Source organism: Mesorhizobium sp. WSM2561 (assembly GCF_000513915.1).
GTDB classification, from domain to species: domain Bacteria; phylum Pseudomonadota; class Alphaproteobacteria; order Rhizobiales; family Rhizobiaceae; genus Mesorhizobium; species Mesorhizobium muleiense.
This window is the reverse complement of the sequence record NZ_AZUX01000003.1, coordinates 273,200-298,030: the sequence shown is the minus strand read 5'-3', so window position 1 is coordinate 298,030 and position 24,831 is coordinate 273,200. Positions and strand designations below refer to the sequence as shown.

The window sequence follows — 24,831 nt, the reverse complement described above, 5'->3', positions numbered from 1 at the left end:
AAGCGGAAAACAGCAATCGGACTTTCGTCCTTAGGCGGTTTTCCCCGTCGTTAGATTAGCGCGTGGTAATCGGCTGCCACCACGTTTGCCGCAACCCGCGCATAATCACGCCGACGCGCACATCGCGCTTACCGCACGGAGTGTCATTTGGCGAAGGCGATCCACACCATGATCCGGGTTCTCGACGAGGCCCGGTCCGTCGACTTCTACCGGAAAGCGTTTGGACTGGACGTCGCCGAACGGCTCGATTTCGAAACCTTTACGCTCGTCTATCTGAGCAATGCCGAGGCGGAGCTCGAGGTCGAACTCACCGTCAACAAGGGCCGCCAGGAGCCTTACGCGCTCGGCGACGGCTACGGCCATCTCGCGGTTTCGGTCGCCGATCTGGACAGCGAGCATGACCGGCTCGGCGCGCTTGGCCTGATCCCGAAGAAGATCGTCGAGTTCAACCGCGACGGAGCGGTGCTCGCACGCTTCTTCTTCATCGAGGATCCCGATGGCTACAAGATCGAGGTCCTGCAGCGTCAGGGCCGGTTCAAATAGGAGATACGACGGCCGCGCCGGCCAGCGCGGCGCCAGCCAGGGCACCTTCGGGTGCAGACAGCAAGCAAGGGAGGAACAATTGGTCACAATTTATGAGAGCAAGCCGGTCCATGAAACGAAGCCGGTTCTATCGCGCCGCGAGCTACTAAAGCGCGGCGGTGTCGGCGCGCTGCTGGTCATTTCAGGCAGTGCCGTTATCAGCCCGGAACATGCCTGGGGTCTCGAAACATCCGCGCTCAAGCCCGAAACCATGGCGACCCTGATCCAGATGGCGCGCGACATCTACCCGCACGACCAAGTGCCTGACAAATATTACGCAATCGCCGTCAAGGCGCACGATGAGCAGGCGGGCAAGGACCCTGCCCACAAGGACCTTATCGAAAAGGGTATCGCCGATCTCGACTTGAAATCGGGCAAGGACGGCTACACCGGTCTCGGCTGGGAGGAGCAGCGCGTTGCGGTGCTCAGGGATATCGAGGACACGCCGTTCTTCCAGGCCGTCCGCAGCGGGCTTGTCGTCAGCCTCTACAACCAGAAGGAGGTCTGGCCGATTTTCGGCTACGAGGGCGAATCCTACTCCAAGGGCGGCTACACGGCGCGCGGGTTCGACGACATCGAGTGGCTCTGAGCCCCATCGTCGCAGCCGCACTACAACAGACATCATGGGAGGAAACCTTGGCAGCACCATTTGATCTCAACAACGACGGCGTGGTCGTCATCATCGGCTCGGGCGCCGGCGGCGGCACGCTCGGCAATGAGCTTGCGCAGAAGGGCGTCGATGTCGTCATGCTGGAGGCGGGCGCCCGTCACGAATACGAGGATTTCATCAATGACGAGTGGGACTCATTCGCCCAACTCGCCTGGACCGACAAGCGCACGACCTCGGGCGACTGGCGGGTGGCGAAGGATTTTCCCAACCTGCCGGCATGGATCGTCAAGGCAGTCGGCGGCTCGACCACCCACTGGGCGGGTGCCTCGCTGCGCTTTCAGGAGCACGAATTCAAAACGCTTTCGACCTACGGAAAACTGGAAGGCGCGAACCTGCTCGACTGGCCGATCACGCTTGCCGAGCTCGAGCCCTACTACGCAAAGGCCGAAGACAAGCTCGGCGTGACGCTCACCAACAATATCACGGGCCTTCCCGGCAACAACAACTTCAAGGTGATGAAGGCCGGCGCCGACAAGCTCGGCTACAAGGAGTGCCACACCGGCCGGATGGCAATCAATTCCGAGCCGCGCGACGACCGCAATGCCTGCCAGCAGACCGGCTTCTGCTTCCAGGGCTGCAAATGGGGCGCCAAATGGTCGACGCTCTACAGCGAAATTCCCAAGGGCGAGGCGACCGGCCATCTCGAGGTCAGGCCGAATGCCATGGCCATCAAGATCAACCACGATGCATCAGGCAAGGTAACCGGCGTCGAATATGCCGACAAGGACGGCAGACTGAGGGAACAGAAGGCCCGCATCGTCGCCGTCGCCGGAAATTCGATCGAGAGCCCGCGACTCCTGCTCAATTCGGCATCGAGCCAGTTTCCCGACGGCCTTGCCAATTCGTCGGGGCAGGTCGGCAAGAACTACATGCGCCACACCACGGGCTCGGTCTACGGCATCTTCGACAAGCCGGTGCATATGTATCGCGGCACCACCATGGCCGGTATCATCCGCGACGAAGCCCGCAACGATCCCTCGCGCGGCTTCGTCGGCGGCTACGAACTCGAGACGCTGTCGCTCGGCCTGCCGTTCATGGCCGCCTTCCTCAATCCCGGCGGCTGGGGGCGTTCCTTCACCACGGCGCTCGACCACTACGACCACATGGCCGGCATGTGGATCGTCGGCGAGGACATGCCGCGCGAGGAAAACCGCATCACGCTGCATGCCGATATGAAGGACGCGCACGGCATGCCGGTGGCGGACGTCCATTTCGACGACCATGCCAACGACACGGCGATGCGCAACCACGCCTACAAACAGGGCTCGGCGCTCTACGAGGCGGTCGGGGCGACGCGGACCTTCCCGACGCCACCCTATCCGTCGACCCACAATCTCGGCACCAATCGGATGAGCGAGAAGGCGGCCGACGGCGTCGTCAACAAGCATGGCCAGGCGCACGACATCAAGAACCTGTTCGTGTCGGATGGCAGCCAGTTCACCACGGGCGGGGCTGAAAATCCGACATTGACGATCGTGTCGCTGGCGATCCGTCAGGCCGAGTACATTGCCGGACAAATGTCGGCCAAAAGCATTTAGCCATACCCTCCCGACTGCTGCTGGCGCGGAACCTCACAAGGTTTCGCGCCTCTTCTTGTCGGCTGTTCACCGCTTCGTGCAGGTCGAGGCGGTGAAGGCGCCGTCAGGCTGCTTCATGATGATGTCGAAGGACGGGCTGGTTTGACCGTCCAGGGTGGCTTGCGTGAGCGAGATCGAGTTGCCGCCGGTCGTGTAGCCGCCCAACGGGCCCAACCAGGTGATCTCGCCATTTGCATTCATCTGATAGTTGTAGCCCTGCCGGGCGGTTCCGAAGCTCACCGGGCCGCTATAGACATTGCCCTTGACGGTGATGTCGCCAAGGCTGAGGAAAATGCCAAGCAGATAGACTTCGCAGTGATATGTGCCGTCCGGCAATTTGCCATCGGTGAAGTCGGCGCGGGCGCTGCCGGTTGCCGCAACCAGAAGCATGGTGCTGAAAATGCGAGAAATCCTGGAGGTCATGCGGTCGCTCTTTTGAAGATCGATCCTGCCCCATTTTCCTGCAGCGCTGCAACAGTTCGCCCTCTTTGACGTGGCTTTGCTCAAAATTCATGCATTAACGCGCGAGTGACCAAAAAATAGGCGAGGGCGGGGGGCTTTTTCTCAGGCAGAGCACTGGCAGCGGCGCTTATCTTTGGCGGCTAATATATTAACCGGCTGATAGGGCTGGGAAATCCAGGCCCGCTTGATTTTGCTCCTGCGGTTGGCACAGCCGTTGCATGGTCTGTTCGCGATGCGATCAACCAGTCAGGGAGTTTTGAAATATGCGGGGCAGTTTCTCGACAATAACAAAAATGTTTTCGGCAGGCGCGGTCACGGCCGGCCTGCTGATGAGCGTCCCGGCCAGGGCGGCTGACGACACGATCAAGGTGGGTATTCTCCACTCGCTGTCGGGGACCATGGCGATTTCGGAGACGACGCTGAAGGACGCCATGCTGATGCTCATCGAAGAGCAGAATGCAAAAGGCGGCCTGCTCGGCAAGAAACTCGAAGCGGTCGTCGTCGATCCGGCTTCGAACTGGCCGCTGTTCGCCGAAAAGGCGCGCGAGCTGATCTCCAAGGACAAGGTCGCGGCGGTGTTCGGGTGCTGGACCTCGGTGTCGCGCAAGTCGGTGCTGCCGGTGTTCAGCGAACTCGACAACATCCTGTTCTACCCCGTCCAGTATGAGGGCGAGGAGAGCGAGCGCAACGTGTTCTACACCGGTGCGGCGCCGAACCAGCAGGCTATTCCGGCTGTCGACTATCTGATGAGCGAGGACGGCGGTTCGGTGAAGCGCTGGGTGCTTGAAGGCACCGACTACGTCTATCCGCGCACCACCAACAAGATCCTCGAAGCCTATCTGAAAGCCAAGGGCGTCGCTGCCGAAGACATCATGGTCAACTACACGCCGTTCGGCTTCTCCGATTGGCAGACCGAGGTGGCGGCGATCAAGAAGTTCGGCTCCGCCGGCAAGAAGACCGCCGTCGTCTCGACGGTCAACGGCGACGCCAACGTGCCGTTCTACAAGGAGCTTGGCAACCAGGGCATCAAGGCCGAGGACATCCCGGTCATGGCCTTCTCGGTCGGCGAGGAAGAGCTTGCCGGTCTCGACACCGCGCCGCTCGTCGGCCATCTCGCCGCCTGGAACTATTTTCAGAGCATCGATACGCCCGAGAACGCCAAGTTCATTGCCGACTGGCACAAATTCATCAAGAACGACAAGCGCACCACCAACGACCCGATGGAAGCCCATTATGTCGGCTTCAACATGTGGGTGAAGGCGGTCGAGAAGGCCGGCACCACCGATCCTGACAAGGTCATCGACGCCGTGATCGGCGTCTCGGTGCCGAACCTGACCGGTGGCTATTCGACGATGATGCCGAACCATCACATCACCAAGCCGGTGCTGATCGGCGAAATCCAGGCCGACGGCCAGTTCGAGACCGTCTCGCAGACGCCTGACCTGGTGATGGGCGACGAGTGGTCCGACTATCTCGCCGATTCGAAGGACCTGATCTCCGATTGGCGCGCGCCTCTGTCCTGCGGCAACTTCAATGTCGCGACCGGCAAGTGCGGCGGCAAGGGAACCAACTGATCCTCCCGGGTCTGACGGTCGTGGATTTCTCCACGACCTGGACCGCGACGCGTCCGGGCGAGCTCGACCTCTCCTCCAGTCCGCCCGGACGCGAAGTTTCACTCAAGAATCGAAGAAATCGATGATCCTCACCCGCGCGATCGGCCTGACGCTGCTGCTCCTCCTGGGGATGCTGTCGCCGTCGAACGCTGCCGAAGCGGATCTGCGCGCCATCATCGCCAAATTTGCTACTGCCTCGAATTTCTCGGCCACCGAAGCTGTCGTGCGCGAGCTGGCCGCTACCGGTGATGCCGCCGTCGAACGCCCGCTTGGCGCGCTTGCCGAGGGCGATCTTTACGTCCGCAAGGCCGATTCGCTGGTTTTCATCGGCAAGGCAGCTGGCGGCAACGTTGAGCTGCTCGACCCGCTGAGCGGTGAAAAATCCGGCGACGCGGCCAAAAGCGAGATCACCAAGATCAAGGTCAACAACACGCTGCGCCGCGCCATCCGCGATGCGCTGGGCACGCTGACGCTCGGTGCAAAAGATCCGGCCGCGCGCATTGCCGCCGCCGACACCATGTTCAAGACGCCCGACGCCACAAACATCGAGCCGCTCGATGCCGCAATCGCCAGCGAGAGCGTGGCAAGCGTCAAAGCGCTGCTCGAACAGGCCCGCGCCGCATCGGTTCTGGTGTCCGACAGGCCGGAGGCCGACAAACTGGCGGCGGTCGCCCTGATCGGCGGGCGCGGCGATCGCAACGCGCTGTCTCTGCTCACCGCCGTCGAGGCCAATTCCGAAGGCGCGGTCAAGGACGCGGCGACGGCGGCGATCGCCGACATCAATTCGACGCTGGCGCTGTGGGATGCGGGCCAGAACATCTGGTACGGCATTTCGCTCGGATCGGTGCTGCTGCTGGCGGCGATCGGCCTCGCCATCACTTTTGGCGTCATGGGCGTCATCAACATGGCGCATGGCGAAATGGTGATGCTCGGTGCCTACACGACCTTTGTCGTGCAGGAGGTGATCCGAACCTCCTTTCCCGGCCTGTTCGACTGGTCGCTGGTTATCGCGCTGCCGCTCGCCTTCTCGGTCGCGGCGCTCGTCGGCCTTGTCATCGAGCGGGGCGTGATCCGTTTTCTCTACGGCCGGCCGCTGGAGACGCTGCTGGCGACATGGGGTGTCTCGCTGATCCTGCAGCAGGCCGTGCGCACCATCTTCGGGCCGACGAACCAGGAGGTCGGCAATCCGTCGTGGATGTCGGGTTCGTTCTATATCGGCCAGCTTGCGGTGACCTGGAACCGGCTCTGGATACTGGCATTCGCGCTCGGCGTGTTCGCGGTGCTGCTTTATGTGATGAAGCGCACCTCCTGGGGCCTGCAGATGCGCGCCGTCACCGCCAATCGCCGCATGGCCGCTTCGATGGGCATCAGGACGCCGTGGGTCGACGCGCTGACCTTTGCCTTGGGATCCGGCATTGCCGGCATCGCCGGTGTCGCGCTCAGCCAGATCGACAATGTCTCGCCCAATCTCGGCCGCGGCTATATCATCGACAGCTTCATGGTCGTCGTCTTCGGCGGCGTCGGCAATCTCTGGGGCACACTGGTCGGTGCCTTCTCGCTCGGCATCGTCAACAAGTTCCTCGAACCCTATGCCGGGGCGGTCCTCGGCAAGATCGTCGTGCTGGTCCTCATCATCCTGTTCATCCAGAAACGCCCGCGCGGCCTGTTCGCGCTGAAGGGCAGGTCGGTGGAAGCATGATCACGGGACGCTTCTTCGCCGCCGGTGCCGACCGCCGCATCGCCATCACAATCTTCATCCTTTTGGCGGTCGCCATCATCGTGCCGCTGCTCAATCTTGCGGTCTCGCCGACGAGTGCCTTCTACGTGCCGTCCTATGTCGTCGCGCTCACCGGCAAGTATCTCTGCTATGCGCTGCTCGCCCTGGCGCTCGATCTCGTCTGGGGCTATTGCGGCATCCTTTCGCTCGGCCACGGCGCTTTCTTCGCGCTCGGCGGCTATGCGATGGGCATGTATCTGATGCGCCAGATCGGCTCGCGCGGCGTCTACGGCAATCCGCTGCTGCCGGACTTCATGGTGTTCCTGAATTATGGGGAATTGCCGTGGTTCTGGTACGGTTTCGACCAATTCTGGTTTGCCGCGATCATGGTGCTTGCGGTGCCTGGCCTGCTCGCCTTCGTCTTCGGCTGGTTTGCCTTCCGCAGCCGCGTCACCGGCGTCTATCTGTCGATCATCACCCAGGCGATGACCTATGCGCTGCTGCTTGCGTTTTTCCGCAACGACATGGGTTTCGGCGGCAACAACGGCTTGACCGATTTCAAGGATATTCTCGGCTACAACGTGCAGGCCGATGCGACACGCTCGGCATTGTTCGCGGCCAGCGCCATCACGCTGGCGCTCGCCGTCTTCGTCACCTGGGCGATCGTCGGTTCCAAATACGGCAAGCTGCTGATGGCGGTGCGCGACGCCGAGAGCCGCACGCGCTTTCTCGGCTGGCGCGCCGAGAACATCAAACTGTTCGCCTTCACCGTGTCGGCAGTCATGGCCGGCATTGCCGGCGCGCTCTACGTGCCGCAGGTCGGCATCATCAATCCGGGCGAGTTCGAGCCGTCCAATTCGATCGAGGTCGTGGTATGGGCGGCCGTCGGCGGACGCGGCACCATCGTCGGGCCGATCATCGGCGCGCTCATGGTCAATGCCGGAAAATCCTGGTTCACCGGCGTGCTGCCGGCGTTCTGGCTGTTTGCGCTGGGCGGACTGTTCGTCGCCGTCACGCTGTTCCTGCCCAAGGGCATTGTCGGCATGTGGGATTCCTGGCGCGGCAATGCCAGGGCGCTGCGCGAAGCCTCGATCGCCGAGGAGGCCGGCACCGATCCTGACGTCCCGCCACCGCCGAAGATCGTTCGCTCGGCTGCGAGAACGCCTGGCGACTGGTCTGCATCCGGCCCCGAACCGCAGCCGGCGGAGTGAGCGATGTCGAAGAGCAACACCATCCTCTATCTCGACGGCGTCTCGGTTTCCTTCGACGGCTTTCGCGCCATCAACAATTTGTCGCTGGTGCTCGACAAGGGCGAGATGCGGGCGATCATTGGTCCGAACGGCGCCGGCAAAACCACGATGATGGACATCGTCACCGGCAAGACGCGCCCCGATGCGGGCGAGGTTTATTTCGACGGGCAGGTCGACCTGACGAAACATGACGAGGCCGAGATCGCCATGATGGGCATCGGCAGGAAATTCCAGAAGCCGACGGTCTTCGAAAGCCACACGATCGAGGACAACCTGATGCTGGCGCTGAAGGGCCCACGCTCGATCTTCCCGGCACTGTTCCATCGCCGCTCGGCGGCGGAGGCGCGGCGGATCGACGACATCCTCGGCATCATCCGGCTCGGTGACAAGCGCGACGAGCTCGCCGCCAATCTCAGCCACGGCCAGAAGCAATGGCTCGAGATCGGCATGCTTTTGGCGCAGGATCCGAAACTGCTTTTGGTCGACGAGCCGGTCGCCGGCATGACCGACGCCGAGACCGAGGAGACCGCGCGGCTGCTCAGGGATATTGCCCGCGACCATTCGGTCATCGTCGTCGAGCATGACATGCATTTCGTGCGCGAGCTCGGCGTCAAGGTCACCTGCCTGCACGAAGGCTCGGTGCTTTCCGAAGGCTCGCTCGATTTCGTTTCGGCCGACGAGCGTGTCGTCGAAGTCTATCTGGGGAGATGATCATGGTCTGGCGCGTTCCGTTCCATCATTTCGATCTTTCGTTCTTCATGCGCTGGAGAAGGCGCTGACCATGCTCGAAGTCTCCAACGCCACACTCCACTACGGCGCCGCCCAGGCGCTGCGTGGCGTCTCGCTGAAGGCCGGCGCCGGCAAGATCACCTGCGTGCTCGGCCGCAACGGCGTCGGCAAAACCAGTTTGATGAGATCGATCGTCGGCCACCACCGGCTGACGAGCGGAAGCGTTGCCTTCGAGGGGAAGGCGCTCGACCGGAGCGCGGCGTATGATCGCGCCCGGTCGGGCATCGCATTCGTGCCGCAGGGCAGGGAGATCTTCCCGCTGCTCACCGTGCGGGAAAACCTCGAATCGGGCTTTTCGCCATTGAAGCGCGCCGACCGCAACATTCCCGGCCACGTCTTCGAATTGTTCCCGGTGCTGAAGCAGATGCTCGGCCGCAGGGGCGGCGACCTTTCCGGCGGCCAGCAGCAGCAGCTTGCCATTGGCAGGGCACTGGTGATGCGGCCGAAACTGCTGGTGCTCGACGAGCCGACCGAGGGCATCCAGCCGTCGATCATCAAGGACATCGGCCGCGCCATCCGCTATCTGCGCGACCAGGCCGATATCGCCGTGCTGCTGGTCGAACAGTATCTCGATTTCTGCCGGGAACTGGCCGACGAGGTCAACATCATGGACCGCGGCCTGATCGTCCACACCGGCCCGGCCGAGGATCTCGACCGGGCGGATGTGAGGAAGTTTCTGACCGTTTGATCGCAGACCCTCGAGATTAGCCGAACCATCTCTCTCCCGTCGTCATCCTGGGGCGAAGCAAGGAGCAAAGCGACGCGGCGCAGACCCCAGGATCCATGCCGTGCCGTCAGTCAAAGAATGCGGCGGTCAAGAACAGAAGCCGTCTTCCAGCGTACACTTTCCTGGATTCTGCCCCGTGGCGACGCCCAGAAGTTACGGCATGGATCCTTGGGTCTTCGCGCCGCTGCGCGATCGCTGCGCCCAAGGATGACGAAGTCGCGAGGGGCTGCTCAGTCTTTCCTGAACGCCTCTGGCGCGCTGAAGATTGCATGCTAGGCTTTACTTGGCCTTGTTGAGTCGGCCGCTTTCCGTATCAGTCTCATCGACAGATCAGGCGCAGGCTCAGCCGGCACGTTTCGTGCAAGCAGCCTCCTCCTGCGATCTGATCGTTGTTCAAACGCATTTGGGGCACTTGGGCCAGGGCAGCCGATGGAACGTTACCTCGAGGACCACCAGAAACGACGGCTTACCGAGCGCGTCGACATCATGACCGCCATCGATATTCTGAAATCGCAAGGATACGACCACGACCAACTGATCGCGGAGCTCACCAAGGTGTTCTTCGTCGATCTCGATGCATACAACGAAGTCGTGGTGGCGGCGTGACCGAAGGGGTGGATGCGCTGTGCCGCCGCCGTCAGCCTGTGACGCGCTTCATCAGCGCCATGGCGCCGAACGGCGCGCGGGCCTTGCCTTCGGTAATGAAGTAGACGAACACATCACGCGGTTTGACCGGTGCCTCGGTTGAGGGATCGGCGCGCGGCAGGTCGGCCGTCGCCTTGCCCTGCGCCCAGGTCTTCGCCCGCGCCGCCCATTCGTCGAGCGCCTTTGGCGTGTAGCAGTCGGGATTGTCGTCGCTGCCGGTCTGCAGCCGGGCATAGATGAAATCGCCGGTGACGTCGGCGATTGCTGGATATTTGGCGTGGTCGGCATAGACGATCGCCACCTTGTATTGGCGCGCCAGGGCGGCGAATTCCGGCACGACGAAACTGTCGTTGCGCACCTCGACCGCATGGCGCAGCGCAACGCCGTCCTGCTTTTCAGGCAACAGCTTGAGGAAAGCCTCGAAATCGTCCGGGTCGAATTTTTTGGTTGGCGCGAACTGCCACAGGATCGGCCCGAGCTTGTCGCCGAGCGCGGCGACGCCCGACCCCAGGAAACGCGTCATCGACTCGCCGGCCTCACCGAGCACGCGGCGGTTGGTGACGAAACGGTTGCCTTTCAGCGAATAGACAAACCCGTCCGGCGCCTCGTTTGCCCATCTGACGAAGGTCGGCTCCTTGAAACTCGAATAATAGGTGCCGTTGACCTCGATGCTTGGCACCTGCCGGGTTGCGTAGTGCAGTTGCTTCGCCTTGGACAACTTTTCCGGGTAGAAGGACTTGTCCCATGGCTCGAAGGTCCAGCCGCCCATGCCGGCGCGGATTTTTCCAGGTTGAGTCACTGTCGTCCTCCCGGGTTGAAATGGATCAGGCCGTAGCGAGCGTCTCGACAGCTTTAGCCATGTCGAAATGCGGATTGGGCGTAGGGTGCATAGGCGGCTTGCGTCAGCCGGACGACAGCATCAAGATCACCGGCAAGCGCTCTTCTGATCCTCATTTGAGCGTTTTTCCAAACGCCAGCCAGTCTTCACTCACTCCGCCGCTTCGCGCTTGCCTCCGGGGCGCCGCTCCAAAAGTTCCCTGAGGAACTGGCCGGTGTAGCTGCGTTTTTCGTGGACGATATCCTCCGGCGTGCCTGAGGCCACCAACTCGCCGCCGCCGTCGCCGCCCTCGGGGCCAAGATCGAGCACCCAGTCAGCGGTTTTTATCACCTCGAGATTGTGCTCGATGACGACCACCGTGTTGCCCTGGTCGACCAGCTCGTGCAGCACTTCCAAAAGCTTGGCGACGTCGTGGAAATGCAGGCCAGTGGTCGGCTCGTCGAGGATGTAGAGCGTCTTGCCGGTCGCCTTGCGCGACAGTTCCTTGGCCAGCTTGATGCGCTGCGCCTCGCCGCCCGACAAAGTCGTCGCCTGCTGGCCGACATGGATGTAGCCGAGGCCGACCTGCTTCAGCGTCTCCAGCTTGTCGCGCACGCCCGGCACCGCGGCGAAGAAATCAACGCCTTCCTCGACCGTCATGTCGAGCACGTCGGCAATCGACTTGCCCTTGAAAAGGACGTCGAGCGTCTCTCTGTTATAGCGCTTGCCGTGGCAGACGTCGCAGGTGACATAGACGTCGGGCAAGAAGTGCATCTCGATCTTGATGACGCCGTCGCCCTGGCAGGCCTCGCAGCGACCGCCCTTGACGTTGAACGAGAAGCGACCTGGCTGATAGCCGCGCGCCTTGGACTCCGGCAGGCCCGCGAACCAGTCGCGGATCGGCGTGAAGGCGCCGGTATAGGTGGCGGGATTGGAGCGCGGCGTCCTTCCGATCGGCGATTGGTCGATATCGATGACCTTGTCGAGGAATTCGAGGCCCTCGATGCGGTCGTGCTCAGCCGGGTGCTCGCGCGAACCCATGATGCGGCGCGACGCCGCCTTGAACAAGGTCTCGATCAGGAAGGTCGACTTGCCGCCGCCGGAGACGCCGGTGACGGCGGTGAAGGTGCCGAGCGGGATTTCAGCGGTGACGTTCTTCAGATTGTTGCCGCGCGCACCGACGATCTTCAAGCGCCGGTTCTTCTTGGCCTCACGCCGCACCGCCGGCGTCGCCACTTCGAGCTCGCCGGACAGATATTTGCCGGTGATCGAGGCGGGGCTGGCCATGATCTGCTGCGGCGTTCCCTGCGCGATGATATGGCCGCCGTGGATGCCGGCGGCCGGGCCGATATCGACGACATAATCGGCATGCAGAATGGCGTCTTCGTCATGCTCGACGACGATCACCGTGTTGCCGATGTCGCGCAGATGCTTCAGCGTGTCGAGCAGGCGCGCATTGTCGCGCTGGTGCAGGCCGATCGACGGCTCGTCCAGCACATAGAGCACGCCGGTGAGGCCGGAGCCGATCTGCGAGGCCAGCCGTATGCGCTGGCTCTCGCCGCCCGACAGCGTGCCGGAATTGCGCGACAGCGTCAGGTAGTCGAGCCCGACATCGTTGAGGAAGCGCAGCCGCTCGCGGATTTCCTTGAGCACGCGCACCGCGATCTCGTTCTGCTTGTCGCTGAGTGCGGCGGGCAGGGCGGTGAACCATTGGTCGGCCTTGCGGATCGACAGCTCGGTGACCTCGCCGATGTGCTTGCCGGCAATCTTCACCGCCAGCGCTTCCGGCTTCAGCCGGTAGCCGCGGCAGGCCGGGCAAGGCGTGGCCGACATGAAGCGCTCGATCTCCTCGCGCATCCAGGCGGATTCGGTTTCCTTCCAGCGCCGCTCGAGATTGGGGATCACGCCTTCGAATGTCTTTGTCGTCTGGTAGGAGCGCAGGCCGTCATCATACTGGAAAGTGACCTCGCGCTCGCCGGTGCCGTGCAGGATGGCTTGCTTTGCCTCTCCGGTCAGCTCGCGGAACTTGTCGCCGAGCTTGAAGCCATAAGCCTTGCCCAGCGCCTCGAGCGTCTGCACGTAATAGGGCGAGGTCGATTTCGCCCATGGGCTGACGGCGCCGGCGCGCAGCGACAGATTGTCGTCGGGCACGATCAGGCTGGCGTCGATGGCACGCTGGCTGCCGAGGCCGTCGCAGGTCGGGCAGGCGCCGAACGGGTTGTTGAAGGAGAACAGCCTGGGCTCGATCTCGGGAATGGTGAAGCCGGACACCGGGCAGGCGAATTTTTCGGAGAACAGGATGCGCTCATGCGTCTCGTTCTTCGATTTGTTGACCGAATCCTCGCCGGTCTGGCTGGCGTCGAGCGGCCGGTCGGCGAATTCGGCCACCGCCAGCCCGTCGGCGAGCTTCAGCGCGGTCTCGATGGAATCGGCAAGCCGCGTCGCCAGATCGCCGCGCACGACGATGCGGTCGACGACGACGTCGAGGTCATGCTTGTACTTCTTGTCCAGCGCCGGCACGTCGGCGATTTCGTAAAAGACACCGTCGACCTTGACGCGCTGAAAACCCTTTTTCTGCAGCTCCAGCAGTTCCTTGCGGTATTCGCCTTTGCGGCCTCGCACCATCGGCGCCAGGATGAACAGACGCGTGCCTTCCTCGACCGCCAGCACGCGGTCGACCATCTGCGACACCGTCTGGCTCTCGATCGGCAGGCCGGTGGCCGGCGAATAGGGGATGCCGACGCGCGCGAACAGCAGCCGCATGTAGTCGTAGATCTCGGTGACGGTGCCAGCCGTCGAGCGCGGGTTCTTCGACGTGGTCTTCTGCTCGATGGAGATGGCCGGCGACAAGCCGTCGATCTGGTCGACATCAGGCTTCTGCATCATTTCGAGGAACTGCCGCGCATAGGCCGACAGGCTCTCGACGTAGCGGCGCTGGCCCTCGGCATAGATGGTGTCGAAGGCAAGCGACGACTTGCCTGATCCCGACAGCCCGGTCATGACGATCAGGCTGTCACGCGGCAGGTCGAGATCGACATTCTTCAGATTGTGTTCGCGCGCCCCGCGAATGGAAAGATATTTATGGTCGGCCATCGCCGGTCGCCGCCTCAGATCTGGAATCTCGTGGGATGGCGGGTTGTCCCGACCATCCCCTATGTAGGTAATTTCGCCACCGTTTCGAGAGAACTCTCGACCAAGCCTTTAACCGTCTTTCGCGCGGGCGAGCAAGCGGAAAGAACAAAGGCCGAACACGCTCCTGACAAATGCGTTCATGTAATCCACAGCCGACGTCGCGCTGCTCAAAACGGATGCAAATTTCGGATTCGCCACACAAGCGATCACGTTTTGGTAAACCGGCTATCCAACTGTTGACGTCTCGGGCTCAGGGGGGCAGACTCCAAACGTCACCGAAGCCGACCGTCTTTCGATGGCCTCGCCGCCCCAAGGCGGCCTGCGAGACGCCGCAGGCTTTGCGATATGCGCTTCGGACGACACCAGTCGCAATGGACAGAAAAGGAGAGCAGAGGAATGACTCCACCGGACAGTCCCTTGAGGCTCCACGTGTCGCTGGAGCCGCGGCAGGCATAAGTGCCAGGGCGAGGCGTTTTGCGCCGCCCGACAAACCGTGACCTGCCGATCCCATTAAAATCAGAGACTACTAGTCGGATCGTCGGCTGAATGCCGCGAAGCATCCGAAATCAAAAGCCGGCAGTGTACTCCCGGCGAGTTTGGATTTCAGATCCAAAAAAAGCCCCGACCGTTTGCGGAAGCAGCGGCGGGGCTGTTCGTTTCAGAGCCGCAGGCGCACGAGTGCCTTGAGATTGTGCAGCGATGAAGGCCGATGGAGGTGTCCTATCACCGGGGGGCCTTCATCGAGCCGGCGCCGACATCGAAGGTTATGCTGCCGGAAATCCTGACATCGGTATCGCCGATCTTGAACTGGCCGTTGCTGGGCACGGCCTCGTCGGGTTCGGCAGCCGGCTTGGCGATGCGATAGTCGTTGGTCACACCGGGCAGCGTGCCGTTCTGCGAAGGCGGTGAACTGTCTTCGGCGAACGCCGCGCCGGAGGTCATCGCCGCGACGGCGATACCGATAATCAGCCGGTTCAAGCAAATGCGTGAGATCTCAGACATCGGCGGACTGTATCGCCGCACTCTGGCCGAAGCCAGACCGGTGGCGATCAAACTGGCCGAACGGCTTGACCGACGTTGCTTATGAGCCGGCTATCCTTTCACGCCGCTCTCTTACGCGTGTCAAAAACATGGTCGACAAGGCCCCATGTCTTTGCCTCCGCGGCGGTCATGAAATGATCGCGGTCGAGCGTGCGTTCGACTTCTTCGAACGTGCGACCACAGTGGTGCGCGTAAAGCTCGGTCATGCGCCGCTTGGTCCTGAGGATGCCTTCGGCGTGGCGCTGGATGTCGGAGGCCTGGCCCTGGAAACCGCCTGACGGCTGGTGCAGCAGGATGCTGGCGTTGGGCAGCGCGATGCGTCGCCCCGGTGTGCCGGCCATCAGCAGGAACGAGGCCATCGAGGCGGCAAAGCCCATGCAGACGGTGGATACCGGACTGCTTATATACTGCATCGTGTCGTAGATGGCGAAACCGCTGGTCACCACGCCGCCCGGCGAATTGATGTAGAGGGAAATCTCCTTATCGGGATTGTCGGATTCCAGCGACAGGAGCTGGGCACAGACCAGCGCCGACACATTGTCGTCGATCGGACCGTTGATGAAGACGATGCGCTCGCGCAGCAGCCGCGAAAAAATGTCGAAGGCGCGTTCGCCGCGGCTCGACTGCTCGATCACCATCGGCACCAGATTGGCAAAACCGCTCATCGCTTTTCTCCGTTGTGCCGCTCAGGCCGCGCGCAGGACGAGGCGAGGCGTGTTTGCGGCTATGGTCTGTCTGGGGCTGTGCGCGTTGAGCGAAAGCCGGCAACCGGCGCCGGCAACCGCAGGCGTGGCTACTCGCGCAAATCCGTCGTGGACGATGCGCAGATGCGTGCCGCCCGACACAGTGCGGTCAAGCGTGAAGGTGACGATGCTGTCCATTAGGCTATCCATTGGGCTGTCCAGTGGATGCGCTGTATTGCCAGGCGCCGGCCGCTCCCGCCAGGAGTAACGCAGCAGGCGTTCGGGCTCGGCGTCGAGGATTTCGCACTCGATCGGCGCGTCCGGCCTGGCAAAGGCAAAGCGGCCGCCGATCTCCGGCTTGATGTCGTTCGGCATCATCCAGGCCGCGAGCAGGTCCGGCACAGTGAGCGCCCGCCACACTTTTTCCGGCGGCTCTGGAAGCTCGCACTCGAACTCGATTGAATCTGCCGTCATGTCTGAATGCTGTTTTGCCGTCATTGGTCCATATCCTTCAAAACCGCCTTGAGCCGTTCGATACGCTCGGGCCAGAACGCACGGTAGCGCTCGATCCAGCCGAGCAGTGGGTCAAGCCCTTGCGGATCGGCGCGATAATAGGCGTTGCGGCCGGCTCGCCGCTCGGCCACCAGGCCGGCGCCGCGCAGCACTGCGAGATGCTGCGACACGGCCGGTTGCGACACGCTCAGGCCGCTGCGCAGTTCCGATACGGTCATCTCGCCGGCGGCGAGCCGTTCGTAGACGGCGCGGCGCGTCGGGTCGGCAAGCGCTCGAAAGATCTCGGCTTCGATCATGGGAGAAGCATAAGTCTACACTTATTGATTTGGCAAGCAGTGTTTTCGCACCCATATGGACCGGCACGGCGGAACCCATCGATTGCTGACATTCCTTGACAATAGGGATTGATGAGACTAGAACGAAAAGAGAACAAAAACCTTGTGGGAAAAGCCAGCCACGGCAGGCGGGGATTGTCCGCAGTCTATAAGGTGAGAGCGAGAAAATTTGTTTAGGATGAGCGCGGAGAAGTATCATGGCGGGTAGCGTCAACAAGGTCATTCTGGTGGGCAATCTCGGGGCGGACCCGGAAATCCGCCGTTTGAATTCGGGTGAGCCGGTCGTCAACATCCGCGTCGCCACGTCGGAAAGCTGGCGCGACAAGACTTCCGGCGAGCGCAAGGAAAAGACCGAGTGGCACAATGTCGTGATCTTCAACGAGCAACTCGCCAAGGTCGCCGAGCAGTATCTGAAGAAGGGTGCGAAGGTTTATGTCGAGGGCCAGTTGCAGACGCGCAAATGGCAGGACCAGACCGGCAATGACCGCTACACGACCGAAATCGTGCTGCAGAAGTTCCGTGGCGAGCTGCAGATGCTCGACGCACGCGGGCAGGGCGAGGGCGGTCAGGTCGGCAGCTATGCCGGTGGCGGCAGCAGCCGCGGTTCGGATTTCGGCCAGTCCGGCCCGGGCGAGAGTCTCAATCGCGGCGGCGGTGGCGGCAAGGGTGGCGGCGGTTCGTCGCGCGAACTCGACGACGAAATTCCGTTCTGATCGCTTGGAGCGAGCGGCTCTGCGCGAGCTGACAGCCAGCCACTTGAGGCCACGCATTGGCGTCCCGAAAATCTGTCTCGGATTTTCGGGACGTTGTGCGTTTGAGCGGTGTGCGGTGTGCGGTGTGCGGTGAAAGGACGTATCAGGTGAAAGCACGGGTCAAATGGGTCGAGGAGCGCACTTTCGTCGGCGAGTCCGGTAGCGGTCACAAGGTGGTGCTGGGAACCGCGTTCGGACCGGATGGCAAGACGCCGGGGCCGAGCCCGATGGAACTGGTGCTGCTCGGCACTGGCGGCTGCTCAGCCTATGATGTCGTCCACATTCTCGAAAAGGGCCGCGAGGCGGTCGAAGACTGCGTGGTCGAGCTCGATGCCGACCGGGCGGAGAAGGAGCCGCGGGTGTTCACGCGCATCCATATGCATTTCATCGTCAAGGGCCGAGCGCTTTCGCATGACAAGGTCAGGCGGGCAATCGACCTGTCGATCGAAAAATACTGCTCGGCCTCGGCAATGATGGCCAAGACCGCCGAGATCACCCACGACTTCGAAGTTATTGATACGACGGCGAAGTAGGATAGTGGCGGCGGTTCGTGGCGTGAGCTGGGTGCCGAAAATGACGGCAATCAAGCGCGAGGCCGCTTTCATTTTCATGCTGCCATCAGCGCCTTGACGCCATCGGCGACGAACTGCACGGCGAGCGCCGCCAGGATGACGCCGAGCAGCCGGGTCAGGATCGAGCGGCCGGTCTGACCGAGGATCCGGTCGATGCGCTCGGCCAGCACGAACACCAGGTAAGTGATGACAAGGCAGATCGCGATGATGCCGACAAGGGCTGCCTGCGCGCCAAAACCTGGAAAAGAGCCGGACAGCAGGACGGTCGCTGAAATTGCGCCCGGACCGGCGATCAGCGGGATCGCCAGCGGAAAGGCGGCGATGTTGTGGATCATGTCCTTGGTGATGGCGACGTCGCCGATCTTTTCCTTGCGGTCCTGCCGGCGCTCGAACACCATTTCGAAGGCGATGAAGAACAGCAGGAACCCGCCGGCGACGCGGAACGCCGGCAGCGTGATGCCGAACACCGACAGGATCGATGCGCCGGCGATTGCAAACAGCGCCATCACCAGGAAAGCAATGATCGAGGCGCGGACGGAAACCTGGTTGCGCTCCTCGCGGTTCATGCCGCGTGTCACGGCGAGGAAGAGCGGCGCGAGGCCGGGCGGGTCGATGGTCACCAGTATTGTGACGAAGGCGTTGAACAGGCTGTCGAAGCTCGGCATCTCTGACCCTCCCCGCCGGGCCGTGCCCGAGACCCCAGCATTGGTAGAGCAAAGCGGCGTCAGGGGAAACCGTGCAGGTCAGCTGCTGGCGACGCGTCGCGCCAGGAACTCGACTTCGAGCCGCCAGGTCGCACCATTGTCCTGCGAGCGTTCGCCCAGCCAGCGGAACGAATCTTCGGTGATCCGGGAAAAACTCCAGCGCACCGCGGCGCCGGTGCCGTCGGCGCCTTGCTGGACGATGGTGTCGCCCTCGGCGCGGCCGAGCTGGCGGCTGTAATACTGGGTGCGCGGATCGCTCCAGAAAATATGCCAGGCGTCGACGCCGGGGTCATAGACGCGCAGTGTCGTGCCATAGAAGGTCCATTGGCCGAGCGAGCTCTGTGCGCCAGTGTTCCGCGCGGGCAAGATCCATACGTCCTGGATCGCGCGGCCCTCGAGCACCCAGCCGAAATGCACCTCGCCGCGTCCGGTCAGCACCTGGCCGTCTTCGAGATGGCGCGTGGCATCGAACGTCCAGGCGCCGACAAAGCGGCCGTAAAGGTTCAGTTTCTCGGCAAGGTCTGCGGCCTGCCCGTTGCTGTGCAGGGCTTCGGCAAAGGAGGATGAATTGAACATGGTTTCTGCCCACATTGTCAGGAGACCAGGAAGAATAGGCCCTGGCAGTCTTCTTGCGCTTGGGAAAAGTTGCTATCTTTCAAGGCATGACCACGAGCGTGCATGCACTGGCGTCCGGAAAAGGCTGGCAGGCGTCGGACGTGGTCTGCACTGCCGGCGTCGCTGATCGCCCGTTCGAGGAAGAGCATCGCAACTTCTGCGTCGCAGTGGTGACCAACGGCACCTTCCGCTACCGCGCACGCCAAGGCACGGCGATGCTGACGCCGGGCGCGATTCTGCTCGGCAACCCCCGCACTTGCTACGAGTGTGGGCACGAGCATGGCGCCGGCGACCGCTGCATCTCCTATCACTTCAGCCCGGCCTATATGGAACAGATCGTCGCCTACACGCCGGGCGCGAAGAAGCTGGCCTTCGAGACGCCGCTTCTGCCGCCCTTGCCGGCGCTGGCACGGCTGCTGGCCGAGGCGGAAGCCGCGCGCGAGATGGCCGACATCGAGGCGTTCGAGGAACTCGGACTGCGGATTGCCGGCGCAGCCGTCGCCTCCGGTATCACGCCCGCTGCCCGGTCACCGAGCCGCCGCGATCAGAAACGCGTTGCGGAGGCGGTGCGGCGCATCGAAAAGGATGCCGAAAGGCCGGTCTCGCTCGCCGAGCTTGCAAGCGAAACGGCGACCAGTCCTTACCATTTCCTGCGCAGCTTCCGGCATGTCGCGGGCATGACGCCCTACCAGTTCGTGCTGAAAACCCGGCTGCACAGGGCGGCGGTGCGGCTGCGCATGTCGGACGAGGCGATCTCGACGGTCGCCTTCGAAGCCGGGTTCAACGATTTGTCGACCTTCAACCGCCGTTTCCGCCGCGTGATGGGGGAGGCGCCCGGTGCCTACCGGCTCCGGCGGCGAGGCGATAAATTGCCGAACGCATCCGTGGTTCCGGCTTTGTGAAGCAAAAAATTGGCCTGCCAATGAGCTTTGCCCCGGCGGCCACGAAAGCGCCTCGGCCATATCGTCGCAATCAGTGATATCCTTTTGAAATCACCACAAAAACCGACACTGGAAAACTGCCGCGGACGTTGGAGTTTCGGCCCGGCTTCCTATATAAGCACCGAGTGATTCCCGATTTGATTGTGACCTGATTTGACCGACCAGAAGACACCGCGCGGCGCCGATGGCGGCCCGACCGGCATCGAGCCGATATCCATCATCGAGGAGATGCAGCGCTCCTATCTCGATTACGCGATGAGCGTGATCGTCAGCCGTGCGCTGCCCGACGTGCGCGACGGGTTGAAGCCGGTGCATCGCCGCATCCTCTACGCTGCCCATGAGAGCGGCTACCACTGGAACCGCAAATATGTGAAGTCGGCGCGCCCGGTGGCCGACGTGATGGGTAAATACCATCCGCATGGCGACGCCTCGATCTACGACGCCTTGGTGCGGATGGCGCAGGACTGGTCGCTGCGCGTGCCGCTGATCGACGGGCAGGGCAATTTCGGCTCGATCGACGGTGATCCGCCGGCGGCGATGCGTTACACCGAATCGCGGCTGACCAAGGTCGCGCATGAGTTGCTGGAAGACATCGACAAGGACACCGTCGATTTCCAGGACACTTATGATGCGTCCGGCAGCGAACCGAAAGTCCTGCCGGCGCGCTTTCCGAACCTGTTGGTCAACGGCTCCGGCGGCATCGCCGTCGGCATGGCCACCAACATCCCGCCGCACAATCTGGGCGAGGTCTGCAACGGCGCCATTGCCCTTATCGACAATCCGGCGATCGATCTGCCGGCGCTGATGGAGATCATTCCAGGGCCGGATTTCCCGACCGGCGGCATCGTGCTCGGCCGCTCCGGCATCTACAGCGCCTATTCGACCGGCCGCGGCTCGATCGTCATGCGCGGCCGCGTCAACGTCGAGGCGCGCGGCAACGACCGTGAATCGATCGTCATCACCGAGGTTCCCTACCAGGTGAACAAGTCGTCGATGATCGAGAAGATGGCCGAGCTGGTGCGCGACAAGCGCATCGAAGGCATTTCCGACATCCGCGACGAGAGCGATCGCCAGGGCTACCGTGTCGTCATCGAACTGAAGCGCGACGCGGTCGCCGACGTCATCCTCAACCAACTCTACCGTTTCACGCCGCTGCAGACGTCGTTCGGCGCCAACATGGTGGCGTTGAACGGCGGCAAGCCGGAATTGCTGACGCTGACCGACATGCTGAAGGCGTTCGTCGCCTTCCGCGAGGACGTGATCAGCCGGCGCACGAAATTCCTGCTGCGCAAGGCGCGCGACCGTGCCCATGTGCTGGTCGGCCTTGCCATTGCCGTCGCCAACATCGACGAGGTGATAAAGCTGATCCGCAGCGCGCCGGATCCGCAGACGGCGCGCGAGCAGTTGATGGAGCGGCGCTGGCCCTCGGGCGACGTCGAATCGCTGATCCTGCTGATCGACGATCCGCGCCACCGCATCAACGAGGACGGCACCTACAATCTGTCCGAGGAACAGGCGCGCGCCATCCTCGAACTGCGCCTGCAGCGGCTGACAGCGCTCGGCCGCGACGAGATCGCCGACGAGTTGAACACGATCGGCGACGAGATCAAGGATTACCTGGACATCCTGTCGTCGCGCGCCCGCATTCAGCAGATCGTCAAGGACGAGCTTGCCGCCGTGCGCGACGAGTTCGGCACGCCGCGCCGCACCGAGCTGTCCCATGGCGGGGCGGATATGGAAGACGAGGACCTGATCCAGCGCGAGGACATGGTCGTGACGGTCAGCCATTCCGGCTACATCAAGCGTGTGCCGTTGTCGCTCTACCGGGCGCAGCGCCGCGGCGGCAAAGGCCGCTCCGGCATGTCGACCAAGGAAGAGGATTTCGTCACCCGGCTGTTCGTCGCCAACACGCACACGCCGGTGCTGTTCTTCTCCTCGCGCGGCATCGTCTACAAGGAAAAGGTGTGGCGCCTGCCGATCGGCAACCCGCAGTCGCGCGGCAAGGCGCTGATCAACATGCTGCCGCTGGAGCAGGGCGAACGCATCACCACGATCATGCCGCTGCCCGAGGACGAGACCAGCTGGGGCGAGCTCGACGTGATGTTCGCCACGACGCGCGGCACGGTGCGCCGCAACAAGCTGTCGGACTTCGTCCAGGTCAACCGCAACGGCAAGATCGCCATGAAGCTGGAAGAGGAAGGCGACGAGATACTCGGCGTCGAGACCTGCACCGACAATGATGACGTGCTGCTGACCGCAAGCTCCGGCCAGTGCATACGCTTCTCGGTCAGCGACGTGCGCGTTTTCCAGAGCCGCAACTCGGTCGGCGTGCGCGGCATCGCCATGGCTGCCGGCGACCGGGTGATCTCGATGGCGGTGATCGAACATGTCGATGCGTCGCCGGCCGAGCGCGCCGCTTATCTCAAGCGGGTGGCGGCCGAACGGCGGCTCGCCGCCGGCATTGCGGCGGGCGAGGACGAAGACTTCCAGCTCACCAATGAGGAGGTCGGCGAGGAGACGGAGCTTTCCGACGAGCGCTACGAGTTCCTCAAGGCACACGAGCAGTTCGTGCTGACGGTGACGGAATATGGCTACGGCAAGCGCTCGTCTTCCTATGATTTCCGCCAGATAGGGCGCGGCGGCAAGGGCATCCGCGCCACCGATGTGTCGAAAGTGGCTGAGATCGGACGTCTGGTGGCAACTTTCCCGGTCGGCAATGACGACCAGATCATGCTTGTCTCGGATGGCGGCACCGTCATCCGCGTGCCGGTCAACGGCATTCGCTTCGCCAGCCGCGCCACCAAGGGCGTAACCATCTTCAACACGGCCGACGGCGAGAAGGTCGTTTCGGTGGAGCGGATAACGGAACCGCAGTCGGACGAGGAAGCCGAAGTGAGTGTCGAGGGCGACGCAACTCTGGATACCGGCACTGAAGGCGCTGGCCCGGACAATAACGCCGAGTAGTAGGTCTTGATGGGCAATGCCGGCCGGATGGACCGGCGCCGTCAACCGATAGTGGCCGGTCTAGAAGTGGCGTGAAGGCTTGCGGATACCGAAGCCTCCGAATCGCTTGGCATTGGACTTGGCGCGGACGCGCTCTGCTTCCTGATGCAGCCCGAATACGGTGGCGATCAGCATGGCGATGGTCATTGCGGTGGCGAGCATGTAGATCAGCATGTGCGTGTTCTCCTGCACCTAGCAACGATCAAATGGGGTTTTGGTTTCATCTTCTGAAGCTGCAATCTAATGAACGCTGCGTGAAGCCTTCGTGATCGGCCCATTCATTGGTCGTTCATCTCGGCCAAAAGGTTCACTCAAAGCGCATCGCGATTACCGTGGCTCAGGCGATGCGCTTTGAAGCCCCGTTTGGGTGGATGCCGTTGTTCCAAACCGCTGCGCACCCTCGGGTCAGGCCCCAAAGGCAGGCGTTTGCGGCGACTTGCATTGGCGGCTCGCCGATCGGATTTGCCTTTGCGAGAGAGGCTCGCTAGAAGCACCTGCCATGACCGAACGCATCGCCCTTTATGCCGGCTCCTTCGACCCGCCGACCAACGGCCATCTCGACGTGCTGAAGGCGTCGCTGGCTGTGGCGGACACCGTCTATGCAGCGATCGGCATTCACCCCGGCAAGAAACCGCTGTTCTCGTTCGAGGAGCGGGTCGGCCTCATCGAAGCTGCGACGAAGGCCGAATTCGGCCGCGACGGCGCGCGCATCAAGGTCGTCGCTTTCGACGGGCTGGTCATCGACGCTGCCAGGAAGCAGGGCGCCTCGATCATGATCCGCGGCCTGCGCGACGGCACCGATCTCGACTACGAGATGCAGATGGCCGGTATGAACGAGACCATGGCGCCGGAACTGCAGACGGTTTTTCTGCCCGCCAGCCCTTCGGTGCGAACCATTACCGCCACACTTGTCCGTCAGATAGCCTCGATGGGCGGCGACATTCGCCCCTTCGTGCCGGCGGCCGTGGCTGGCGCACTCACCGCCAAATTTGCGAAATAATGCATGTCGCCCAAACGTGGAACCCGGTTTTGGGGCAACGACATGCGTGAAACAAAGGTTTTCGGAGAAAGATCCATGCAGCTCAAAAGGCTCGCCACCTGTTTTGTCGTTCTTTTCGGTCTTGTGACCGCCTCCGTTTCGGCGTTCGCCGCCGATCCGGAAAACACCATGATCATCACGCTTAAGGACGGCGACGTGACCGTCGCGCTCAGGCCCGATCTCGCGCCGAAGCATGTCGAGCAGATCAAGAAGCTGGTGCGCCAGGGCGCTTATGACAACGTCGCTTTCCACCGTGTCATCGACGGCTTCATGGCGCAGACCGGCGACGTGAAGTTCGGCAACATGAAGAACGGGTTCAGCGCCGACGCTGTCGGCACCGGCGGTTCCGATCTTCCCGACCTGCCGGCCGAATTCTCGAAGACCGAGCGCTATCAGCGCGGCGTGGTCGGGATGGCCCGCTCGCAGGACCCGGATTCCGCCAATTCGCAGTTCTTCATCATGTTCGCGCCGGCGCCGCCGCTCGATGGCCAGTACACCATCGTCGGCAATGTCGAGAACGGCATGGAGTTGGTGGACAAGATCAAGAAAGGCGACGCGGCGCAGAACGGGGTCGTCACCGATCCCGATCGCATGATCAAGGTGCGCATCGCCGCCGACGGCAAGTAAACCCATTTATTTCAAAGGATATTCT

25 protein-coding genes are annotated in these 24,831 nt (G+C 62.5%); 15 read left to right on the top strand and 10 right to left on the bottom strand.

Features of this window, described 5'->3' with window-relative positions; genetic code table 11:
* Positions 1 to 147 precede the first annotated feature (147 nt).
* The 3 genes from M727_RS0106370 (at position 148) to M727_RS0106360 (ending at position 2,790) form a co-directional block, all read left to right on the top strand.
* Positions 148 to 543 (top strand): VOC family protein, encoded by a 396-nt coding sequence (locus M727_RS0106370; RefSeq protein WP_027151970.1) that lies wholly within the window; start codon positions 148 to 150, stop codon positions 541 to 543.
* Between the two features lie 79 nt (positions 544 to 622).
* Positions 623 to 1,171, top strand: coding sequence for a hypothetical protein (locus tag M727_RS0106365; RefSeq protein WP_027151969.1), 549 nt, complete (start codon positions 623 to 625; stop codon positions 1,169 to 1,171).
* A gap of 47 nt (positions 1,172 to 1,218) precedes the next feature.
* On the top strand, positions 1,219 to 2,790 hold the full coding sequence (locus tag M727_RS0106360) for a GMC family oxidoreductase (RefSeq protein ID WP_027151968.1): 1,572 nt from the start codon (positions 1,219 to 1,221) through the stop codon (positions 2,788 to 2,790).
* Between the two features lie 66 nt (positions 2,791 to 2,856).
* Here M727_RS0106360 and M727_RS0106355 read toward each other — a convergent pair whose 3' ends face one another.
* Complete coding sequence (locus tag M727_RS0106355; RefSeq protein WP_027151967.1) at positions 2,857 to 3,252, bottom strand: hypothetical protein; 396 nt, start codon at positions 3,250 to 3,252, stop codon at positions 2,857 to 2,859.
* A 302-nt stretch (positions 3,253 to 3,554) separates the two neighbouring features.
* Here M727_RS0106355 and urtA point away from each other — a divergent pair, with 302 nt between their 5' ends.
* From urtA to M727_RS42305, 6 genes are all read left to right on the top strand, one after another.
* On the top strand, positions 3,555 to 4,865 hold the full coding sequence (gene urtA / locus M727_RS0106350; RefSeq protein WP_027151966.1) for an urea ABC transporter substrate-binding protein: 1,311 nt from the start codon (positions 3,555 to 3,557) through the stop codon (positions 4,863 to 4,865).
* A gap of 121 nt (positions 4,866 to 4,986) precedes the next feature.
* Entirely contained in the window at positions 4,987 to 6,603 is a 1,617-nt protein-coding gene (gene urtB, locus M727_RS0106345; RefSeq protein WP_027151965.1) for an urea ABC transporter permease subunit UrtB, read from the top strand.
* Positions 6,600 to 7,832, top strand: coding sequence for an urea ABC transporter permease subunit UrtC (gene urtC / locus M727_RS0106340; protein WP_027151964.1), 1,233 nt, complete (start codon positions 6,600 to 6,602; stop codon positions 7,830 to 7,832). Before urtB ends, urtC begins: the two co-directional genes overlap by 4 nt.
* Positions 7,833 to 7,835: 3 nt before the next feature.
* A complete protein-coding gene (gene urtD, locus M727_RS0106335; RefSeq protein ID WP_027151963.1) occupies positions 7,836 to 8,582 on the top strand; it encodes an urea ABC transporter ATP-binding protein UrtD in 747 nt (248 codons plus the stop codon).
* 70 nt (positions 8,583 to 8,652) lie between these two features.
* Positions 8,653 to 9,348: an urea ABC transporter ATP-binding subunit UrtE gene (gene urtE, locus M727_RS0106330; protein ID WP_027151962.1), complete on the top strand. Its 696-nt coding sequence runs from the start codon at positions 8,653 to 8,655 to the stop codon at positions 9,346 to 9,348.
* A gap of 468 nt (positions 9,349 to 9,816) precedes the next feature.
* Positions 9,817 to 9,993, top strand: a complete 177-nt coding sequence (locus tag M727_RS42305; protein ID WP_084646650.1) for a hypothetical protein — start codon at positions 9,817 to 9,819, stop codon at positions 9,991 to 9,993.
* Between the two features lie 31 nt (positions 9,994 to 10,024).
* Here the strand turns inward: M727_RS42305 and M727_RS0106320 are convergent, their stop codons facing one another.
* From M727_RS0106320 to M727_RS0106295, 6 genes are all read right to left on the bottom strand, one after another.
* Positions 10,025 to 10,831, bottom strand: coding sequence for a DUF72 domain-containing protein (locus tag M727_RS0106320; RefSeq protein ID WP_027151961.1), 807 nt, complete (start codon positions 10,829 to 10,831; stop codon positions 10,025 to 10,027).
* A gap of 189 nt (positions 10,832 to 11,020) precedes the next feature.
* Entirely contained in the window at positions 11,021 to 13,942 is a 2,922-nt protein-coding gene (gene uvrA / locus M727_RS0106315) for an excinuclease ABC subunit UvrA (protein WP_027151960.1), read from the bottom strand.
* 762 nt (positions 13,943 to 14,704) lie between these two features.
* On the bottom strand, positions 14,705 to 14,983 hold the full coding sequence (locus M727_RS0106310; protein ID WP_027151959.1) for a hypothetical protein: 279 nt from the start codon (positions 14,981 to 14,983) through the stop codon (positions 14,705 to 14,707).
* Between the two features lie 98 nt (positions 14,984 to 15,081).
* Positions 15,082 to 15,687, bottom strand: coding sequence for an ATP-dependent Clp protease proteolytic subunit (locus tag M727_RS0106305; protein WP_027151958.1), 606 nt, complete (start codon positions 15,685 to 15,687; stop codon positions 15,082 to 15,084).
* Positions 15,688 to 15,708: 21 nt separating this feature from the next.
* Positions 15,709 to 16,203 (bottom strand): SRPBCC domain-containing protein, encoded by a 495-nt coding sequence (locus M727_RS0106300; RefSeq protein ID WP_027151957.1) that lies wholly within the window; start codon positions 16,201 to 16,203, stop codon positions 15,709 to 15,711.
* A complete protein-coding gene (locus M727_RS0106295) occupies positions 16,200 to 16,514 on the bottom strand; it encodes a metalloregulator ArsR/SmtB family transcription factor (protein WP_023801161.1) in 315 nt (104 codons plus the stop codon). Before M727_RS0106295 ends, M727_RS0106300 begins: the two co-directional genes overlap by 4 nt.
* A gap of 236 nt (positions 16,515 to 16,750) precedes the next feature.
* Between M727_RS0106295 and M727_RS0106290 the strand changes: the two genes are divergently transcribed.
* Both M727_RS0106290 and M727_RS0106285 read left to right on the top strand, forming a co-directional pair.
* Positions 16,751 to 17,266, top strand: a complete 516-nt coding sequence (locus tag M727_RS0106290; protein WP_027151956.1) for a single-stranded DNA-binding protein — start codon at positions 16,751 to 16,753, stop codon at positions 17,264 to 17,266.
* A gap of 146 nt (positions 17,267 to 17,412) precedes the next feature.
* The gene (locus M727_RS0106285; RefSeq protein ID WP_023801163.1) at positions 17,413 to 17,838 is read left to right on the top strand and encodes an OsmC family protein; all 426 of its coding nucleotides are present in this window, start codon (positions 17,413 to 17,415) and stop codon (positions 17,836 to 17,838) included.
* Positions 17,839 to 17,912: 74 nt separating this feature from the next.
* Here the strand turns inward: M727_RS0106285 and M727_RS0106280 are convergent, their stop codons facing one another.
* Both M727_RS0106280 and M727_RS0106275 read right to left on the bottom strand, forming a co-directional pair.
* Positions 17,913 to 18,542: a MarC family protein gene (locus tag M727_RS0106280; protein WP_027151955.1), complete on the bottom strand. Its 630-nt coding sequence runs from the start codon at positions 18,540 to 18,542 to the stop codon at positions 17,913 to 17,915.
* A 78-nt stretch (positions 18,543 to 18,620) separates the two neighbouring features.
* Positions 18,621 to 19,157: a hypothetical protein gene (locus M727_RS0106275; RefSeq protein ID WP_027151954.1), complete on the bottom strand. Its 537-nt coding sequence runs from the start codon at positions 19,155 to 19,157 to the stop codon at positions 18,621 to 18,623.
* A gap of 86 nt (positions 19,158 to 19,243) precedes the next feature.
* Here M727_RS0106275 and M727_RS0106270 point away from each other — a divergent pair, with 86 nt between their 5' ends.
* Entirely contained in the window at positions 19,244 to 20,098 is an 855-nt protein-coding gene (locus tag M727_RS0106270) for an AraC family transcriptional regulator (protein ID WP_027151953.1), read from the top strand.
* 192 nt (positions 20,099 to 20,290) lie between these two features.
* Positions 20,291 to 23,101, top strand: coding sequence for a DNA gyrase subunit A (gyrA, locus tag M727_RS0106265; protein ID WP_027151952.1), 2,811 nt, complete (start codon positions 20,291 to 20,293; stop codon positions 23,099 to 23,101).
* 60 nt (positions 23,102 to 23,161) lie between these two features.
* Here the strand turns inward: gyrA and M727_RS39725 are convergent, their stop codons facing one another.
* Positions 23,162 to 23,314, bottom strand: a complete 153-nt coding sequence (locus M727_RS39725; protein ID WP_084646649.1) for a hypothetical protein — start codon at positions 23,312 to 23,314, stop codon at positions 23,162 to 23,164.
* Positions 23,315 to 23,639: 325 nt separating this feature from the next.
* Between M727_RS39725 and coaD the strand changes: the two genes are divergently transcribed.
* Positions 23,640 to 24,140: a pantetheine-phosphate adenylyltransferase gene (gene coaD / locus M727_RS0106250; protein WP_027151950.1), complete on the top strand. Its 501-nt coding sequence runs from the start codon at positions 23,640 to 23,642 to the stop codon at positions 24,138 to 24,140.
* A gap of 75 nt (positions 24,141 to 24,215) precedes the next feature.
* A complete protein-coding gene (locus M727_RS0106245; protein WP_027151949.1) occupies positions 24,216 to 24,806 on the top strand; it encodes a peptidylprolyl isomerase in 591 nt (196 codons plus the stop codon).
* Positions 24,807 to 24,831: the final 25 nt, after the last annotated feature.